The following is a 16,593-nucleotide window of genomic DNA, read 5'->3' on the forward strand; positions in this document are numbered from 1 at the left end:
TCAGATCCCGGCCTGATCTGCAATTTCCCTGGCTTTGGCGACCAAGGCGTCAATACGTTCCACGGTGGGAGTTCCGCTCTCGGCGGCATTCTGCGGTTCGTCGCGGGCGCGACGCATCACGCCCTCGGCGATCACGGCAATCTTCCACAGTCCCAACGTGTGCCAGAACTTCAGCGCAGCAGGATCCCGTCCGGTGGCCTCGAGATAGATCCGGGAGATCTCCTCTCGCGAGGGGAATCCCGGGAGTGCCGATGCCGGGAAATCGCCGCCGGTATTCTCACCAGCCGCCGGCCAGTACGCCAACAAGCTTCCGACGTCCGCCAACGGATCACCGAGTGTGCACAGTTCCCAGTCGAGGGCCGCGACAACTTCGCCGTTGCTCGCCGAGGTGATCACATTGCGTAGGTGAAAGTCGCCGTGCACCAACGTGGTTTCAGTGTGATCCGGCTGGGCTGCAATCAGGCGTCGGGTGAGATCGTCGAGATCAGGGCATTCCCGCGTCTTCGACTGTTCCCATTGACCTCCCCAACGCTTCAACTGCCGTGCAGCGTAGGGCTTGTGGCTTGCCAGGTCGTCGAGACCGGCCTGCTCGAGGTCGACGGCGTGTATCTTCGCCAGCGTCTGAGCGAGCGAGATTCCGATTGCCCGGCGACGATCTTCCGACAACGCCTCCGCAAGAGGCATTCGGTCCACCACTTCGCCGTCCACGAATTCCATGAGGAGCAGCGGAACTTCGGTGACGGCAGGATCCTCGGTCAACCCGAATACTCGCGGCGAAGGCACGTCGGTGGATTCGAGAGCGCTCAGGATTCGAGCCTCACGCGCCACGTCGTGAGCCGAGGCCAGCAGATGCCCCAGCGGTGGGCGTCGTAGCACCCAGCGATTGCCGTCGTGATCGCGAACCAGGTACGTGAGATTCGATTGCCCCAAGCCGATTCGATCGAAGGACAACGGCCCGGAAAAGTCGATCCCCAGGCCTGCGATCCACCCGGTGACCGCTTCGGTATCGAGTCCCACTACTCCGACGCTAGCCACCGACGGACGCTCCCTGCCGGAACGGGAGTGCGTCACCCAACAACTGGCCACCGTCGATGGTCATGATCTCACCGGTGATCCACTGGGCTGCATCCGAAACCAGGAAGGCAATGGCAGCGGCCACGTCCTCGGGTTCACCGATGCGTCCGAGAGCAGTCGACGCGGACACCGCTTCTTCGTGTTCTTTCCACAGAGCTTCGGCGAGTTTGGTTCTCACCACTCCCGGCGCAACGGCGTTGACACGAATCTTCGGTGACAACTCGAGCGCCAACTGCTTGGTGATGTGGATCAGAGCAGCCTTCGACGCGTTGTACGTACCGATTCCCGCCTCGAACGCCATGCCGCCGATCGAAGCGGTGTTGACCACGGAACCACCGTGCTCGCCCATCCAGGCCCGCGCTGCGAGGCCGGTCCACAGGACTGGAGCCCACACGTTGACGTCGAAAGTCTTGGCGAAGCGCGAGTGATCCTGGTTGATGATCGGCCCGAACGACGGGTTGGTGCCCGCGTTGTTCACCAAGATGTCGAGACTGCCGAAACGCTCGATCGTCTGCTCGACGCACTTGCGTGCAGCATCCTCGTCCGTCGCGTGAGCGCCGACGCCGATCGCGTTGCCGTTCACCTGCGCGGCAGCCGCATCTGCGGATTCCTGTGAGCGCGAAGTCAGTACGACGTTTCCGCCCGCCGCCGCAATCGCCTGCGCGGTCGCGAGGCCGATGCCCCGCGATGCGCCTGTGACGATGGCCGTCTTACCGGTGAGATCCAGTCCTGCCATGTCAGTTCGCCTTGACTTCGCGGTACTTGCGCAGTTCCTGCTTGGCGATGGCGCGCTTGTGCACCTCGTCCGGGCCGTCGGCCAGGCGAAGGGTGCGCATGTGGGCGTAAGCCATCGCGAGCGGGAAGTCGTCGGTGACGCCGCCACCGCCGTGAACCTGGATGGCGCGGTCGATGATCTTGAGCGCGATGTTCGGTGCCGCAACCTTGATGGCTGCGATCTCGGTGCGCGCTTCCTTGTTGCCCACCGTGTCCATCATGTGTGCGGCCTTGAGCGTGAGGAGTCGAACCATCTCGATATCGATACGAGCCTCGGCGATCCAGTCCTGGATATTCGCGTTGTCACTGACGGGCTTCCCGAAGGTGATGCGGGTGGATGCGCGCTTGCACATCAGTTCCAGTGCGCGCTCGGCCATTCCGATTGCACGCATGCAGTGGTGGATGCGGCCGGGGCCGAGGCGGGCCTGGCTGATCGCGAATCCTTCACCCTCACCGGCGAGAATGTCCTTGGCCGGGACGCGCACGTCCTCGAAAGTGATCTCGCCGTGTCCTTCGCGGTCCTGGTAGCCGAAAACCGGCAGGTTGCGCAGGATCGTGACGCCGGGAGCATCGATCGGCACGACCATCATCGACTGCTGACGGTGGGTGGCGGCATTGAAGTCGGTCTTACCCATGACGATCAGAACCTTGCAGTTCTGGTGCAAGGCGTTGGAAGCGAACCACTTACGGCCGTTCAGCACGTACTCGTCGCCGTCACGGTCCATACGGAGCTGGATGTTGGTGGCGTCGGAGCTGGCAACCTCGGGCTCGGTCATCGCGAAAGCGGAACGAATTTCGCCTTCGAGAAGCGGCTTGAGGTACTTCTCCTTGTGCTCGTCGGTGCCGAAGAGCGTGAGCACCTCCATGTTTCCCGTGTCCGGAGCGGCGCAGTTGGTGGCCTCGGAGGCCAGGTGGCTGCGGCCCATGATCTCCGCGAGCGGTGCGTATTCCAGGTTGGTCAGGCCGGGGCCCCATTCGGGATGGGGATGGAAGAGGTTCCACAGCCCGCGGGCCTTGGCTTCCTTCTTCAAGTCGTCGATGATCGGCGGCTGAAAGTGCGGGTTACCGGACTCACGCATCTGCTCTTCGTAGACCGCTTCGGCCGGGTAAACGTGCTTGTCCATGAAATCGAGCAGTTCGGCCTGGTACTTCTTGGTGCGATCCGAGAACTCAAACACTGACATGTGAACTCCTGACAGAGAGGGAAGGAAAATTGGGGGCTCGATGTTCGAGATGGCTGTTGACACCCTCGACGACATCCGGGCCGTGAAATGCGTTCAGCATCAGCGATTCCGCATGCCTGGCGGAATCAGTGAAGGTCGAGTGCGCGTCGGCACTCATCTGAGATTTGATGACGGAGAGGGACGTCGGCGAGCAGTTCGCCGCGATGTCCTCGGCGTAAGCAATCGCCGCATCCAGAACGTCACCGCCGGTGACCAGGTGGTCGATCAGACCGATGCGGTACGCCTCGTCGGCGTCCACCATCCGGCTGGAAAGCAGAAGATCGACTGCTCGACTGTGCCCGACCAAGCGGGGCAACATCCAGGAGATGCCGTACTCCGCAATCAGGCCTCGACGCGCGAACGCGGTAGTGAATCGTGTTGCGCTCGAACCGAAACGAACGTCGCAGTACAGAGCCTCGACCATTCCGAGCCCGGCAGCGACGCCGTTGACGGCGGCGATCAGCGGCTTGCGGATGGTGGTCGGGAAATGACGGTCTCGCGGCCGGACAAGATCACTTTCGGAGACTTCGCCGACGTTCTTCAAATTGCCGAGGTCAGCCCCCGAGCAGAATCCTCGGCCGGAGCCGGTGACAACAATTGCTCGGACACTGGGATCTTCGTCTGCCACGGCCAGAAAGTCGTAGTACTGATCTTCGAGCTCGTTGGTCCACGCGTTGAGAACGCGGGGCCGATTGAATGTCAGAACCAGCACCGCTCCTCTCTGCTCGGAGAGGACGAGTTCCTCGGTCATCGTGTTCCCGCGAGGAGCGACGCCTGGTACCGGCGCATCCCGCGCAGCCAACGGTCGTAGTCGGCGCCCTTCTGCCGGTACATGTCCAGCACGTTCTTGTGCGGAAGGATGAGAAACTCTTCGGCATCCACTGCCGCAAGAACGATTTCGGCGCATTCGGCAGGCTCGAGAACATTGCCTGCCGCAAGCACGGCTCCGGTTGCGGCCTTGCCGACCGGATCGCCGGAGTTCTCACCTTCGTAGAGAAGCTTGGTGTTGACGCCCATCGGGCACAGGCAACTGACGCGAACACCCTGATCTCCGTAGGTGATCGAGAGCCACTCGGCAAACGCGACCGCGGCATGTTTGGTCACCGAGTACGCGGCGGACCCGACCTGACTGAGCAAGCCGGCCGCAGAGGCCGTGCTGATGAAGTAGCCCTCCCCGCGCTCCGTCCAGCCGGGGACGAGGAGCCTGGCAGCGCGAATGTGGGCGCGAACGTTGACGTCGATCGTCGTGTCCCAGACGTCTTCACTGATGTCGAGGCCCATGCCACCGGTAACGCCGGCATTGGCGAAGTAGAGGTCGACCGGGCCGAATTCCTTTTCCGCCTGCGCGATCAGGCCCGCAATGACCGTCTCGTCGGAGACGTCGCCACCGGCAGACACGGCCGCTCCGGGACGCTCCGCGTTGATCGCCTCTGCTACTGCCGAAGCTGCTGCCCCGTCCAGGTCAGCCACTACGACGCGAGCACCCTCGGCAGCCAGTCGCTCGGCCAGTGCACCGCCGATTCCCCCGCCGCCACCGGTGACAATTGCTACCTTCTGGGCAACCTTCATGAGCGATTCCTCTCGCTTGCGTCATACCTACGCGCTGACAGTGATCCACGTCTCCCCTCATGTATAGTTGAATCCGGCGTCAGTTTCAACCGTCGAATCGCGACGGTCACCCGAACGGCCCGTTCCGTCCTCCTGAACTGCGAGTAAAGGGATAACGATGACTGAAAACCAATTGCCCGTCCGCCCGTCCACCTTCGCCGAGCTCGAGAAGCTCATCGGCCAGGAACTTGGCCCGACGGAGTGGTACGACATCACCCAGGAGCGCATCAACGCGTTCGCCGAAGCCACAAACGATCATCAGTGGATTCATGTCGACCCGGAACGAGCCGCATCGAGCCCGCTCGGCAGCACGATCGCGCACGGACTCTTCAGCCTCTCACTGGGACCCCAGTTCTCCTACCAACTCATCCACTTCGACGGCTTCGCCCACAGCCTCAATTACGGCTACGACAAGGTTCGCTTCCCCGCTCCCGTTCCCGTGGGATCCCGGGTCCGCATGCGCGCAACCGTCGTGTCCGCGGAGCAGTTGCCCGGCGGAATCCAAGTGAAGATGAGCCAGGTGGTCGAGCGCGAGGGTTCCGACAAGCCCGTCGTGGTCGCCGAATCCGTCGCTCGCGTCGTCGAAAAGAGCTGAACCGAAAAGAGCTGAACCGAGACTGGGACGCCCGGCCGCTCGAACATCGATGCAGCCGGGGCGGCCCACCTCGTCAGAGACGGTCGGGGAACTTCAGAGCGTTCGCCCACAGATCGGTCACAGTGGCGACAATCTGATCGAACTCCGGTGAACGCCCGTCCACCTCACCCTCACGAAGGGTGAACAGACTGTAGGCGAGTCGACTCACCATGCCGGACAGAGCAATCGACGCCGTCATCGGATCCAGCGCCGTGTCCGCGATGCCGCGGGACTGCAGATCTGCGATCCCGCGGGCATTACGGCGTATGAACGCATTGGCACGCTCGCTGCGGAACTTCCGGAACTCCGGGTCGATGTGAGCAACCTGCTCCATGAGCCCCATCAACTTCGCATTGCGTTGATACGCGGCCAGATACGCTCGATTACTTGCCTCGAGCACGGCGTACGGATCGTCCGCGCTCGCAACGCGTCCCATGCCCGGGTGCATCATGTCGTCTCGCGCGACCTCGAGGACGGCGGCGAACACCTCTTCCTTGTTCGCGAAGTACGTGTAGAACGATCCCGTCGCGCAACCGGCTTCTTTTGCGATGTCGATCAAACGTGCATCGAGATAGCCACTGCGCTCGAAAACCTTACGGGCAGCAGCAACCAATGCCGCACGCGTGCGTGTCCCCCGCTCGGTGGTCGGTCGATCCCGGAGCAGCGCGGGCGGAGCCACCGGTAAGGCGGCAATTCGCGATTCGTCGTCGAGCACGGTGCGCTCCTCATCCTTCCGATCAACATCATTTTCGGGACAATCCCAGCAGACTCGATGTTGACGCCGGATTCAAGTGTACGCTCTGGTGAGACCCAGGACACACAATCGGTCGATTCCTCCCGAAAGGCAGAACCATGGTTAGCGTTCTCGACCCGGTGACCCGTCACGCGGAAGCCACTCCGGAAAATATTGCAATTCGCGGCACGGATAGTCATTGGACATACCGACAGCTTCACGACGCGTCTCTGGCGTTCGCCGGCCGCATTCGCGACGAAGGGTTGAGCATCGGCGACCGGGTTCTGCTCGCGGCGCCGTCGGTGCCTGAATTCATCGTGGCATACATGGGGATTCAGGCTGCAGGTTGTGTCGTGGTGCCCATCAACACGATGTCGGCGCAACCCGAAGTCGAGTACGTACTGGACGACGCCGAGATTTCGCTGGCGATCGCCTGGCACCAGCTCGGTCCCGCAGTTCAGGATGCAGGGAGTGCGCGCGGCGTCCCGGTGTGGACGCTCACCGAAGAATCGGCGAAGGCCGACCATCCACCGGCAACGGTGGTCGACCGCGACACAGCGGACACCACGGCGATTCTCTACACCTCCGGTACCACCGGACGTCCGAAGGGCGCTCAGCTGACGGTCGGGAATCTGTTGTCTGCCGGTGAGATCGGCGCCGAGAGCAGCCGCGGAAATCCCTCGGACCGCACCGGTACCGGACTGCCGCTCTTTCACATCTTCGGCCAGGGTTCGGTGATGATGGCAACCTTCACCGGCGGCGGATCACTGTCCCTGCTCGCCCGGTTCGACCCGGCCGCCATGCTCGACCTGGTGCGTCGGGACAAGCTCACCATCATGGCGGGCGTCCCCACCATGTGGAATGCCATGCTGCACGCCGCAGCCGACGTGGACAGCTCCGACTTCGAACAACTGCGGATCGCAATCTCCGGTGGCGCATCACTTCCCGGTGAAGTCGCTCGCGCCTTCGAAGCACGGTTCAACTGCACAATCCTCGAGGGCTACGGCCTGACCGAGACGAGCGCATTCGGAACTTTCAACAGCATCGACCGCGTCGCAAAGATCGGATACACCGGCCGCGCCGTACCGCGCACCGAGGTCGAGGTCCGTGATCACGACGGAAATGTCTGCCAGGCAGGCACAGTGGGCGAGGTATTCATCAAAGGACCGACGGTCATGAAGGGCTACTGGAAGCGCCCGGCCGACACGGCCGCCGTCCTGTCCGACGACGGATGGTTCCGCACCGGAGACCTCGGCGAGACCGACGCCGACGGTGACCTTCGCATCGTCGACCGCGTCAAGGACCTCATCATCCGCGGTGGATACAACGTCTATCCAGGCGAGGTCGAAGAGGTGCTCTACCAGCACCCCGACATCATCGAGGCCGCGGTGATCGGTATACCCGACGACTACTACGGCGAGGAGGTTGCGGCGGTGGTGGCCGTGCGCCCAGGCTCCGACCTCGAAGCAGATGACGTCACCTCGTGGGCTCGGGAACGTCTGTCCGCCTACAAGATTCCGCGGGTCGTCCAGTTCATCGACGCGCTCCCGAAGGGTTCGACGGGAAAGATCCTCAAGCGATCGATCGACCGCACCGAACTCCTCGCCCAGAAGCAGAACTGAAAACACAGGTGAACCCCGGCGAGATTTCGCCGGGGTTCACCTGTCCATGCGCTCAGAGTGCCCTGTCCATACGCTCAGAGTGCGTCGAAGTACTCGATCTGCGGGGCGCCTGCGAGGAAGGGCGCCATCGCCTTTCCTGCGGCCTGGAAATGCTCGGACGATCCATGGGCCTTGATCGCAGCACCGTCTTGATACAGCTCCATGAACTTGTAGGAATTCGTATCCGTCTTCGAGCGGATCAGTTGATACAGAACCGTTCCGGGCTCTTCCGTGCGCACCTTCTCGGCAAGTTCGGCGACTACGGCTTCGAACTGTTCGCCGCTTCCGTCTTTGACGGTGATATCCGCGATGACAGCAATCATTCATTCCTCCAAAAGTGTTCCAGCAGTATTCGAGTGTTACCGAGAACCTACAGTTTCACTGCATGGGCAGTAGTCCGAACGTCGATTCCAACTGACTGCGAGTGCTTTCCGCATCGGTGTGGAGAATGCCGGCGATCCCCAATCGTGCCGCGCCGTCGAGGTTCTGTTGCAGGTCATCGATCATCACGGCGCCTTCGGGCGCAACACCCAGCCGCTCGCACGCGATGGTGTAGATCTGACGAGAGGGCTTACGAATCCCGACTTCCGAGGAGATCACCACTTCGTCGGCGAGGTCCTCGAGCACAAAACCCGCGTAGCAATCACGCCCGAAAGCATTGGACACGAGCGCAACAGGGTGACCCGCCGCTCTGACGTCCGCAATCAGTCGCACCATCTCTTCGTCTCGGACAAGCCCGGCCTGCATACGGTCGACCAATCCTTCGCTGTCCACGACGGCGCCGTGCGCTCGTAGCCGTTCCCTGAATCCTGCTTCGAAGGCCTCCTGGTCGATCTTTCCGGATTCGTGATCGGAGAGCAGTCTCTTCGAGACGTCGTCGCGGGAGAGCAGGGTCAACGGAAGTCGTGGGTCGCCGCCAAGCGAGGCCCCGAAGTCTTCGAAGGCCTGAAGAACACTGGAGGTGAGAACTCCACCGAAATCGACGAGCACTGCCGTACGCGTAGGTGTCATTGCTCCATCAGACACCAAACATGAACCCGGCGTCAACATCAATTTCGGCGTAGCGAGAATTGCAAAGTGTTGATCCACAACCGGTTGACGGTATCGAGCAGACCGTCGAAGGTCACTCCGGCGGCGCCGTCCTCGCCGCCGCGGGATACGAAGTACCCGAACGCAAGTCGACTGATCATCCCGGAGAGTGCCCGAGACGTCAGTAGCGGATCCAGATTCGCGTCCGCCAGTCCGGCCTTCTGCAGCTTCTCGATACTGCGCGCGTTGCGTCGAACAAACGCGTCAGCACGCTCGAGGCGGAGAACCCGGAACTCCGGATCGATGCTTGCTACCTGCTCGAGCAGTCCCATCAGCTTCGCGTTCCGTCGGTACGCCTCGAGGTACGCGCGGTTACTCGCCGCGATGACCTCAGCAGGATCCGCGCCTTTCGGAGTGTGCGGCATACCCGGATGCATCATGTCTTCGCGTGCCAACTCCATCACTGCCGCGAAGATCTCTTCTTTGCTCGCGAAGTAGGTGTAGAAGGTACCGGCCGAGCACTGCGCCTCCACAGTGATGTCGATCAGCCGCGAGTCCAGATAGCCGGACCGTTCGAAAACGGTGCGGGCCGCATCGATCAACGCTCGCCGCGTACGCAAACCACGCTGAGTGGAGGGGAGTTCCCGTGACACTGTCGACGAAGCATCTTCGGAGCCTGTGCGTGCTGCAGCCATGCTCCAGTTATACGTCAGACGCCCGCTACCGGTGACCGATAGCGGGCGTCTGCTCGAAACCGAAAGAGTTACTTGGCGTACAGGTGCGCGCCCGGAATTGCGTTCGGATCGTCCCGAACTTCCTTCGGGTTGGTCTCTTTCAGCACCCAGGCACTGAAGAAGGTCACCAAGCCCATGAGTGCCACGAACACGGCAACCCATGTCGTGGTTCCGGTCTTCGCGATAAGTGCTGTCATGATGAACGGAGTGCCACCGCTGACCGTGATCGCAGCCAACTGGTAGGCCAACGATGCTGCCGAGTAGCGCACGTTGGGTGCGAACAGCTCACCCATGTATGCCGCGATCGGCCCGTAGGTCATCGACTGGAACACGCTGCCAACCGTCACCGCGATGAAGAACAGCGGCAGGGACTTGGTGTTGATCAACCAGAAGTACGGGAATGCCCAGACCACGATCGCCGCGGCGCCGATCAGGATCATCGGACGACGACCGATCTTGTCGGACATCTTCCCGGACCACAGCACCACGCCGACTGTCAGCAACGCGCTCAGGAGCGAGATGATGAGCAGTGAGTTCCGCTTCAACCCCAGTTCGGTTGTGCCGTAGCTGAGCACGCCGGCGATGCTGATGTAGAACAGTGCATTGGTGGCGGCCAGAAGTCCGCAACCGAGCAGAATCTTGCGCCAGTGATCCTTGAGCGCCTGCGCCAGTGGAGCCTGAACGACGACGTCCTTTTGGTTCTTCTTGGCGTCTTCCTGCAACTCGAGGAATTCCGGCGTGTCCTCGACCTTCGTCTGGATGTACAGAACCACAGGGAAGAGCAGCGCGCTGGCGAAGAACGGAACTCGCCAACCCCAGCTCAGGAATGCATCATTGGAAATGGTCGCGGTCGCGACGAGGAAGACCAGGTTGCCCAGCACTACACCGAACGAGACACCCATCTGACCGAAAGTGCCTGAGAATCCGCGCTTCTTGGGACTCGCGGATTCGGTGAGGAGAAGGACGATTCCGCCCCACTGGCCACCGCAGGCGAGACCTTGGATGAATCGCAGTGTCACCAGAAGAATCGGAGCGACGACGCCGATTGCCGAAGCACTCGGGATCGCGCCGATCAGGAACGTCGCGACAGCCATCAGCAACAGGCAGGTGACGACAGCGGGCTTACGCCCATACTTGTCGCCGAAGTGTCCGGCGACCAAACCGCCGATGGGGCGGGCAACGAAGCCGGCCCAGAACGTACTGAACGAGAGCAATGTGCCCATCAGTGCGGATGAATCGGGGAAGAACACATGCGGAAAGACCAGTGCCGCAGCCGTTCCGTACAAGAAGAAGTCGTACCACTCGATGGAACTGCCGAGCAGTCCCGCGCCGAGAAGTTTGCGGTGCGCCTTCTTCTTCTTCCGTTCCTGATCGGACAGGCCCCCTGCCTGCGTGCTCGAATCCACTGCCGATCTCGTCATGGGTTACTCCTCGATGGGTCGGACGCTCGTCGCGCCGGGAGTTGAGAAGCGGAACCGGGCCAGAAGTAGAAACTGACACCAACTTCAACTCTGTGGCGTTGCGATCAGTCTGCGATACAAAAAGAGTGATGTCAATCACTGAAATGCATTGCCGCATAGGGGACTAAATCCCCTACCGATGCTCGTCAGCCACCACGACGAATGGCCGGCTCACCTTGTCGGCGGCCGGCAATTCGTTTGTCAGGCAGATCTAGTTCGGTACCCGCAGTTCACGACGAAGAATCTTGCCGCTCACTGTTTTCGGGAGGTCATTCATGACCTCGACGATGCGTGGATACTTGTATGCTGCAAGCCTTTCCTTGCAGAACTCGACCAGATCCTCGGTGGTCGCCTCGGCACCGTCCTTGAAGGACACGAAGGCCTTCACGGTTTCGCCGCGATACGGATCCATGACACCGACGACAGCAGCCTCTCGTACGGCGGGGTGTTCGTAAAGAACATCTTCCACTTCGCGTGGCCACACTTTGAAGCCCGACGCATTTATCTGATCCTTCATCCGGTCGACGATGTAAAACCAACCGTCGCCGTCCATGACTCCGATGTCGCCGGTGTGAAAACGCCCGTCCGGCATGGCATGTGCGGTCTCGTCCGGCTTGTTCCAGTATCCGAGTGCAACCTGGGGACCGGAGACCACGATCTCGCCGTACTCCCCGACCTGTACCGGCTTGTCGTTCTCGTCCACCACCTCGGCGTACGTATTCGATACCGGTACGCCGACAGCAACGGCCCCCGACGCCGGATCTACCGGCGCTTCACGCGAATTCGGCACCACGATTGCCGGGCTGTTCGTCTCGGTCAGCCCGTAGCCGTTGTGAATGTAGTGACCGAACTTCGCCCGGAACGCTTCCAACGCCGCGTGCGGGATCGGCGCGCCACCCGAATACACCGACTCGAGAGAGCTCAAAGATTCCTTCGAGACTGCGGCGCTGTCCGTCCACGCGATGAATACCGTGATCGCTCCGATGATCGCGGTAGCCCGATGCTCCGAAATTGACTCCGCTGCAACGATGGGATGGAATCGGCAGGTCAGAATCGTGGGCGCGCCGGCTAGGAGTGGAGCCGCGACGTGCCCGATCAACCCGGTGATATGGAACAGTGGCGCCACCGCGAACATCGCGCCGCCGGGGCGCAACCCCAGCCAGTCCCGATAGATCTGCGCTGCGAACACGACATTTGAGTGCGTGTTCATCGACCCCTTCGGCGGGCCGGTTGTCCCTGACGTATAGGGAAGGTAGGCAAGGTCTTCCGGGGACAGATCGACCTTCTCGGGCTTCTGCCCTCGATGAGCCTCGATCAATTCCAGTAGATCCGGAAATCCATCGTGCCGAATCCTGGACGCCGAACCGAAGATCCGTTCATCGTCGCGCGACTGAAAATCCAGTTCCGACGTGGTGATCACCCGTCGCACTGCGGTGCCCTCGGACGCAGTCGCCACGGTCTCGGCCGAGGACTCGAGACAGATGACTGCCGCCGCTCCGCTGTCGGCCAGTACGGTGGACAGCTCACGGTCGCGGTACATCGGATTGACCGGAACGACGACGGCACCGAGCTTCCAGACCGCGACTGTCGCGATCACGAACTGCGGAACATTCTGCAGGACAAAGGAAACTCTGTCTGCGAACCCGATTCCATCCTTGGCGAGGGCTACGGCAAGCGCATCCGACATCTCGTCGAGCTCGGCAAAGCTGACGGTCCTGTCGAAGTACCTGATGATCGGGGCAGTGCGATCGCGCTCCAGCGAAGCACGGAACATCGCGAGGGCGTCGACGTGCTCGATGTCTACGTTCGGCGGAGTGTCGGCGTCGTAATTGGCGAGCCAGGGCTTGCTCTCGTACACGTTGGTCATATCTCAGCTCTCGAAGTACCGACGTGGGTTGTCCACCAGCATCGCCTTGACCTGGTCTTCGGTGACACCACGTTCGAGCAGCGCCGGAATGACATCATCACTGATGTGGGTGTAGTTCCAGTTCGGAAGTGCCGCTTCTCTTGCAGCACTGGGGAAGTAGTCGATGAAACACGACGCGTCATGTGCCAGAACCATCTTCTCCGCGTAACCGCGACGGGCCATCTCCACCACCGTGTTGACACGATCCTCGAACGACAGGAACGGTTCGAGACCGAAACGGTCCATCCCCAGTAGCGAACCGGCATCGGCCAGCGCACACAGATAGTCGAGATCGGTGGTGTCGCCGGAGTGACCGATGACCACCTTGGTCAGATCCGCACCCTCTTCGGCCAGAACCTTCTGCGCGACCAGCCCGGATTCAGTGTGCGGATTGGTGTGCACGGTGATCGGCACTCCCGTTTCCACCTGCGACTGTCCGACCGCGCGCATGACCCGCTCGACGCCGGGGGTAAGGCCCGGCTCCTCGATGGCGCACTTCAGGAAGGAGGCTCGGACACCGGTTCCGGCGATTCCTTCCCTGATGTCCTTGACGAACAGTTCGACCATCGGCTCGGGGCCGTCGAACAGCAATCCCGTTCCGGTGTAATGGAATTGGAAGGGAATGTCGTTGTAGGTGTAGATGCCGGTAGCAACGATGATGTTGAGATCGACCTGCTCGTTGATCCGGACGATGCGCGGAATGTACCGGCCGAGGCCGATCACCGTGGGATCGACGATCGTGCTGATTCCGCGGGACTTCACCTCGGTCAGCTTTGCCACCGCGTCCGCTACCCGTACTTCCTCGTCCCAGGGTTCGGGGTAGTCGGGGTAGTTCTGGCGCAACTCCTCACCCAGAACGAAGACATGCTCGTGCATCAACACCTTTCCCAGATCGGCTGTATCCACCGGCCCACGAACGGTTTGTACTGAACTCATCGATCGAACCCCTGACTGTGATCGCCATCACTAACATGAGACAATGAGCTAGTGTGTCTCACGTGGCCAGGTTCGTCAATAGGCTCGATCCCCCGAGGCTCACCATTTTTCAACGGCCGAAATTGTGCAGTACCGGACAACCGGAGAGAATGTCCCGATGCCTACCGACCTCGAACGCCGACGCGCGATCGACACCGCCGCGAGCATGTACCTCGCGGAGGAACCACTCGACATGTCACTGCTCGCCGAACGTCTCGGCGTAGGCCGCGCGACGCTGTACCGCTGGGTCGGCAACCGCGACGAACTGCTCGGAACAGTGCTGGCCGAGGCCACCGAACGGACATACCGAAAGGCGATGTCACAGGCGTCGGGGCAAGGTCCGGAGTACATTCTCGACGTCTTCGGCCGCGTTATGCGATCGGTGGAATCGTCGACAGAACTGCGCGCGCTGACCAAACGCGAACCGATGGTGTTCATCAAACTCGCGATGATGCCCGGCTCCATCGAATCGATCTCCGCCTCCATCACCGCCGAAATCTTGCAGTCCCAGGTCGACGCCGGCCAACTGACGATCACGCTCTCGCCGCAAGTGCTGGGCGAAGCCCTCGTTCGCATCTGCGACGTACACCTCTACGCCCCCCTGCTCGGCCGAGAAAAGGCCGAGATCGAGACGGCTCTCGACCTGATCGCACTGCTCCTCGGCGTCACCCGCAACTGACACGCTTCGACCGCGTGAACACTACGGCGACACACCGGCCACCCGAGTCCTCAGACGTCTGATGAGTTGTTACTCTTTCGGTACCCACCCGAGAGGCAAGCAGTGTCCGACGACCACACAGGATTCACACTTCGCAGTGGTCCGCTGGTACCGCAACTCGAACAGTTGCTGCGCGGGCGAATCATGCATGGAACGTGGGCGCCGTCCGAGCGCATACCGAGCGAGGCGGCCCTCGCCGTCGAACTCGGCGTCGGGCGTTCCTCGATTCGCGAGGCAATCCGCCTCCTCGCTCGCGACGGACTACTCGAAGTCCGACACGGCGTCGGAACCTTCGTGGCTGCCGCGTCCGAACTCGAGCACGTCGACGAATTCACCAAACTTCTTCGACGCTCGAGGATCCTCGAGGTCTTCGAAGTCCGTCGCGCACTCGAGATCGAGGCCGCCAGACTGGCCGCGGAGCGGGTACAACCTGAGGACCTCGACGGCCTGCGGCGTCGACTGACCATGCGACACAGTCATTTCGAGGGTGATGTCGAGAAGTTCGTCGACGTCGACCTCGACTTCCACACCGAAGTCGTTCGACTGTCAGGAAACGCAGTTCTGCTCTCGCTTTTCACGTCGGTGCGTCCACTCCTTCGTGAATCCCTCGTCGAGATGATGGCCCACGAGGCCGGCGTCCCCGACACCTCACATGCCCATGATCAGTTGGTCGAGGCCCTTCAAGACGCCGACCCAGAAGCCGCGGTAGCGGCAACTCGAGCAAACATCGACACCGTCCTACGACGACTGCGTGTGCTCGACGCCTAAGAGAGGTTAGTTCTCGTGCAACACCCCACCGGCACAGTTCTGTCGACCGAACACGTGGATCTCGTCCGCGACGGCCGATACTTGTTGAAAGACATCAACATTTCGATCGAACCCGGACAACACTGGGTCCTCCTCGGCGCGAACGGCGCGGGCAAGAGCACGCTTCTGAGCCTGCTCGGAGCAACCGCCCACCCGACTCGCGGTTCCGTTTACGTCCTCGGCCACAAGTTGGGCCGCGTCGACATGAGGGAACTGCGGATGGACATCGGGCACGTGAACCCTCGTCACACGATCGGAATTCCGATCACCGTCCGCAACGTCGTGATCACCGGCCTCACCAACACCACCGAGGTGATGCCGCGCTGGTCACCGACGCCGGAGCAAGAGGCTCACGCCGACGCACTGATCGATCTACTCGGAATGAGTCCGCGTTCGGACGCACTGTGGCCCAACTTGTCCCAAGGCGAACGGGGACGAGCCCTGATCGCCCGCGCACTCATGGTCGAACCGCGCCTGCTTCTGCTCGACGAACCGGCGACCGGGCTCGATCTTGCTGCACGCGAACAACTCTTGACGGCACTGGACGACCTCCGCAATCAGAACCCGTCACTTGCCAGCATCCTCGTGACGCACCACATCGAGGAGATCCCCAGCACCACCACACATGCTCTTCTGATCAAGGACGGCGTCGTGACCGCCAGCGGCCTCGCCGAGGATGTGATCACCACCCAGAACATCAGCGAGTGCTTCTCGCATCCCATCGAGATCGAGCGTCGTGGTGGTCGGTGGAATGCCCAGTCGCGGCCACGCGAAAGAGTGTGACCGACAGTAGTTTCAGAGACGCCTGGCGCCGGGTCCCTCCCGGCCCAGTTCGTCTCCAGGGTTGAGCAGGTTGCATGTTTTCAGTGACAGACACCCGCAGCCGATACAGCCCGTCAGTTCGTCCTGCATCCGGTTGATGGCCTGCTTGCGATCCTCGAGGCGCTGATTCCACTCCGTGGAAATCTTGCGCCAGTCCTTCTTCGTCGGAGTTCGACCCTGCGGCAACGATCCGAATACTTCGGCAACTTCGGCCAGAGGTATCCCGAACCTGACTGCCAACTGGATCAGCGACACCCGCCGGATCGAGTGCCGCGGGAACTTCCTCATATTTCCTGCCGTCCGCTCCGCAGGAACCAGACCGAGTGTTTCGTAGTAGCGCACAGCCGACACGGCGACGCCAGTGCGCTCCGATACCTCACCGATCGAGAGAAGTTCGTCACTCTTACGGATCATTCTGCCTCCCAATGGCTGCGC

Annotated in this window: 18 protein-coding genes; 5 read left to right on the forward strand and 13 right to left on the reverse strand. The window is 61.5% G+C overall.

From position 1 onward, the window contains the following. Genes A0W34_RS26480 through A0W34_RS26500 form a run of 5 tightly spaced genes read right to left on the reverse strand, consistent with a single transcriptional unit; the run spans position 1 to position 4,640 of the window. The gene (locus A0W34_RS26480; RefSeq protein ID WP_030536037.1) at positions 1-1,035 is read right to left on the reverse strand and encodes a phosphotransferase family protein; all 1,035 of its coding nucleotides are present in this window, start codon (positions 1,033-1,035) and stop codon (positions 1-3) included. Next, on the reverse strand, positions 1,028-1,810 hold the full coding sequence (locus A0W34_RS26485) for an SDR family oxidoreductase (protein ID WP_007730827.1): 783 nt from the start codon (positions 1,808-1,810) through the stop codon (positions 1,028-1,030). Before A0W34_RS26485 ends, A0W34_RS26480 begins: the two co-directional genes overlap by 8 nt. 1 nt (position 1,811) lies before the next feature. After that, positions 1,812-3,032 (reverse strand): acyl-CoA dehydrogenase family protein, encoded by a 1,221-nt coding sequence (locus A0W34_RS26490; protein ID WP_019745701.1) that lies wholly within the window; start codon positions 3,030-3,032, stop codon positions 1,812-1,814. Next, complete coding sequence (locus A0W34_RS26495) at positions 3,019-3,822, reverse strand: enoyl-CoA hydratase-related protein (RefSeq protein ID WP_050656976.1); 804 nt, start codon at positions 3,820-3,822, stop codon at positions 3,019-3,021. The genes A0W34_RS26490 and A0W34_RS26495 overlap by 14 nt, the downstream gene beginning before the upstream one ends. Beyond that, on the reverse strand, positions 3,819-4,640 hold the full coding sequence (locus A0W34_RS26500) for an SDR family oxidoreductase (RefSeq protein WP_003942864.1): 822 nt from the start codon (positions 4,638-4,640) through the stop codon (positions 3,819-3,821). The genes A0W34_RS26495 and A0W34_RS26500 overlap by 4 nt, the downstream gene beginning before the upstream one ends. A gap of 157 nt (positions 4,641-4,797) precedes the next feature. On the opposite strand from A0W34_RS26500, the gene A0W34_RS26505 reads away from it, so the two are divergent. After that, the gene (locus A0W34_RS26505; protein WP_003942878.1) at positions 4,798-5,274 is read left to right on the forward strand and encodes a MaoC family dehydratase; all 477 of its coding nucleotides are present in this window, start codon (positions 4,798-4,800) and stop codon (positions 5,272-5,274) included. A gap of 73 nt (positions 5,275-5,347) precedes the next feature. Here A0W34_RS26505 and A0W34_RS26510 read toward each other — a convergent pair whose 3' ends face one another. Continuing rightward, positions 5,348-6,028 (reverse strand): TetR/AcrR family transcriptional regulator, encoded by a 681-nt coding sequence (locus tag A0W34_RS26510; protein ID WP_054187502.1) that lies wholly within the window; start codon positions 6,026-6,028, stop codon positions 5,348-5,350. Positions 6,029-6,165: 137 nt separating this feature from the next. On the opposite strand from A0W34_RS26510, the gene A0W34_RS26515 reads away from it, so the two are divergent. Then, the gene (locus A0W34_RS26515) at positions 6,166-7,668 is read left to right on the forward strand and encodes a class I adenylate-forming enzyme family protein (protein WP_063315559.1); all 1,503 of its coding nucleotides are present in this window, start codon (positions 6,166-6,168) and stop codon (positions 7,666-7,668) included. Positions 7,669-7,742: 74 nt separating this feature from the next. Here A0W34_RS26515 and A0W34_RS26520 read toward each other — a convergent pair whose 3' ends face one another. The 6 genes from A0W34_RS26520 to A0W34_RS26545 form a co-directional block, all read right to left on the reverse strand. After that, on the reverse strand, positions 7,743-8,030 hold the full coding sequence (locus A0W34_RS26520; RefSeq protein ID WP_042446304.1) for a putative quinol monooxygenase: 288 nt from the start codon (positions 8,028-8,030) through the stop codon (positions 7,743-7,745). A 55-nt stretch (positions 8,031-8,085) separates the two neighbouring features. After that, a complete protein-coding gene (locus A0W34_RS26525) occupies positions 8,086-8,718 on the reverse strand; it encodes an HAD family hydrolase (RefSeq protein WP_063315558.1) in 633 nt (210 codons plus the stop codon). A 38-nt stretch (positions 8,719-8,756) separates the two neighbouring features. Beyond that, on the reverse strand, positions 8,757-9,431 hold the full coding sequence (locus tag A0W34_RS26530) for a TetR/AcrR family transcriptional regulator (protein ID WP_007730817.1): 675 nt from the start codon (positions 9,429-9,431) through the stop codon (positions 8,757-8,759). Positions 9,432-9,499: 68 nt separating this feature from the next. Next, on the reverse strand, positions 9,500-10,891 hold the full coding sequence (locus A0W34_RS26535) for an MFS transporter (RefSeq protein ID WP_030536042.1): 1,392 nt from the start codon (positions 10,889-10,891) through the stop codon (positions 9,500-9,502). Between the two features lie 250 nt (positions 10,892-11,141). After that, positions 11,142-12,797: an AMP-binding protein gene (locus tag A0W34_RS26540; protein WP_081558539.1), complete on the reverse strand. Its 1,656-nt coding sequence runs from the start codon at positions 12,795-12,797 to the stop codon at positions 11,142-11,144. Positions 12,798-12,800: 3 nt separating this feature from the next. Next, a complete protein-coding gene (locus A0W34_RS26545; protein ID WP_081558540.1) occupies positions 12,801-13,772 on the reverse strand; it encodes a phosphotriesterase family protein in 972 nt (323 codons plus the stop codon). Positions 13,773-13,929: 157 nt separating this feature from the next. On the opposite strand from A0W34_RS26545, the gene A0W34_RS26550 reads away from it, so the two are divergent. The 3 genes from A0W34_RS26550 to A0W34_RS26560 all read left to right on the forward strand — a co-directional run bounded on the left by A0W34_RS26550 (position 13,930) and on the right by A0W34_RS26560 (position 16,119). After that, the gene (locus A0W34_RS26550; RefSeq protein ID WP_003943195.1) at positions 13,930-14,490 is read left to right on the forward strand and encodes a QsdR family transcriptional regulator; all 561 of its coding nucleotides are present in this window, start codon (positions 13,930-13,932) and stop codon (positions 14,488-14,490) included. A 102-nt stretch (positions 14,491-14,592) separates the two neighbouring features. Continuing rightward, entirely contained in the window at positions 14,593-15,297 is a 705-nt protein-coding gene (locus A0W34_RS26555) for a FadR/GntR family transcriptional regulator (RefSeq protein ID WP_003943086.1), read from the forward strand. Positions 15,298-15,312: 15 nt separating this feature from the next. Next, a complete protein-coding gene (locus A0W34_RS26560) occupies positions 15,313-16,119 on the forward strand; it encodes an ABC transporter ATP-binding protein (protein ID WP_003943111.1) in 807 nt (268 codons plus the stop codon). Between the two features lie 12 nt (positions 16,120-16,131). Here A0W34_RS26560 and soxR read toward each other — a convergent pair whose 3' ends face one another. After that, positions 16,132-16,572 carry a redox-sensitive transcriptional activator SoxR gene (soxR, locus tag A0W34_RS26565; RefSeq protein ID WP_003943238.1) on the reverse strand — a complete coding sequence of 147 codons (441 nt, stop codon included), beginning with the start codon at positions 16,570-16,572 and terminating at the stop codon, positions 16,132-16,134. Between the last annotated feature and the right edge of the window lie 21 nt (positions 16,573-16,593).

It is taken from the genome of Rhodococcus sp. BH4, assembly GCF_002079265.1.
Taxonomy (GTDB): Bacteria; Actinomycetota; Actinomycetes; order Mycobacteriales; family Mycobacteriaceae; genus Rhodococcus_F; species Rhodococcus_F qingshengii.

Bases quoted from the DNA above. Each gene is read 5' to 3' on its own strand.
- A0W34_RS26485 (WP_007730827.1), bottom strand. From the start codon at position 1,810: ATGGCAGGACTGGATCTCACCGGTAAGACGGCCATCGTCACAGGCGCA.
- A0W34_RS26490 (WP_019745701.1), bottom strand. From the start codon at position 3,032: ATGTCAGTGTTTGAGTTCTCGGATCGCACCAAGAAGTACCAGGCCGAA.
- A0W34_RS26495 (WP_050656976.1), bottom strand. From the start codon at position 3,822: ATGACCGAGGAACTCGTCCTCTCCGAGCAGAGAGGAGCGGTGCTGGTT.
- A0W34_RS26500 (WP_003942864.1), bottom strand. From the start codon at position 4,640: ATGAAGGTTGCCCAGAAGGTAGCAATTGTCACCGGTGGCGGCGGGGGA.
- A0W34_RS26505 (WP_003942878.1), top strand. From the start codon at position 4,798: ATGACTGAAAACCAATTGCCCGTCCGCCCGTCCACCTTCGCCGAGCTC.
- A0W34_RS26515 (WP_063315559.1), top strand. From the start codon at position 6,166: ATGGTTAGCGTTCTCGACCCGGTGACCCGTCACGCGGAAGCCACTCCG.
- A0W34_RS26520 (WP_042446304.1), bottom strand. From the start codon at position 8,030: ATGATTGCTGTCATCGCGGATATCACCGTCAAAGACGGAAGCGGCGAA.
- A0W34_RS26525 (WP_063315558.1), bottom strand. From the start codon at position 8,718: ATGACACCTACGCGTACGGCAGTGCTCGTCGATTTCGGTGGAGTTCTC.
- A0W34_RS26530 (WP_007730817.1), bottom strand. From the start codon at position 9,431: ATGGCTGCAGCACGCACAGGCTCCGAAGATGCTTCGTCGACAGTGTCA.
- A0W34_RS26535 (WP_030536042.1), bottom strand. From the start codon at position 10,891: ATGACGAGATCGGCAGTGGATTCGAGCACGCAGGCAGGGGGCCTGTCC.
- A0W34_RS26540 (WP_081558539.1), bottom strand. From the start codon at position 12,797: ATGACCAACGTGTACGAGAGCAAGCCCTGGCTCGCCAATTACGACGCC.
- A0W34_RS26545 (WP_081558540.1), bottom strand. From the start codon at position 13,772: ATGAGTTCAGTACAAACCGTTCGTGGGCCGGTGGATACAGCCGATCTG.
- A0W34_RS26550 (WP_003943195.1), top strand. From the start codon at position 13,930: ATGCCTACCGACCTCGAACGCCGACGCGCGATCGACACCGCCGCGAGC.
- soxR (WP_003943238.1), bottom strand. From the start codon at position 16,572: ATGATCCGTAAGAGTGACGAACTTCTCTCGATCGGTGAGGTATCGGAG.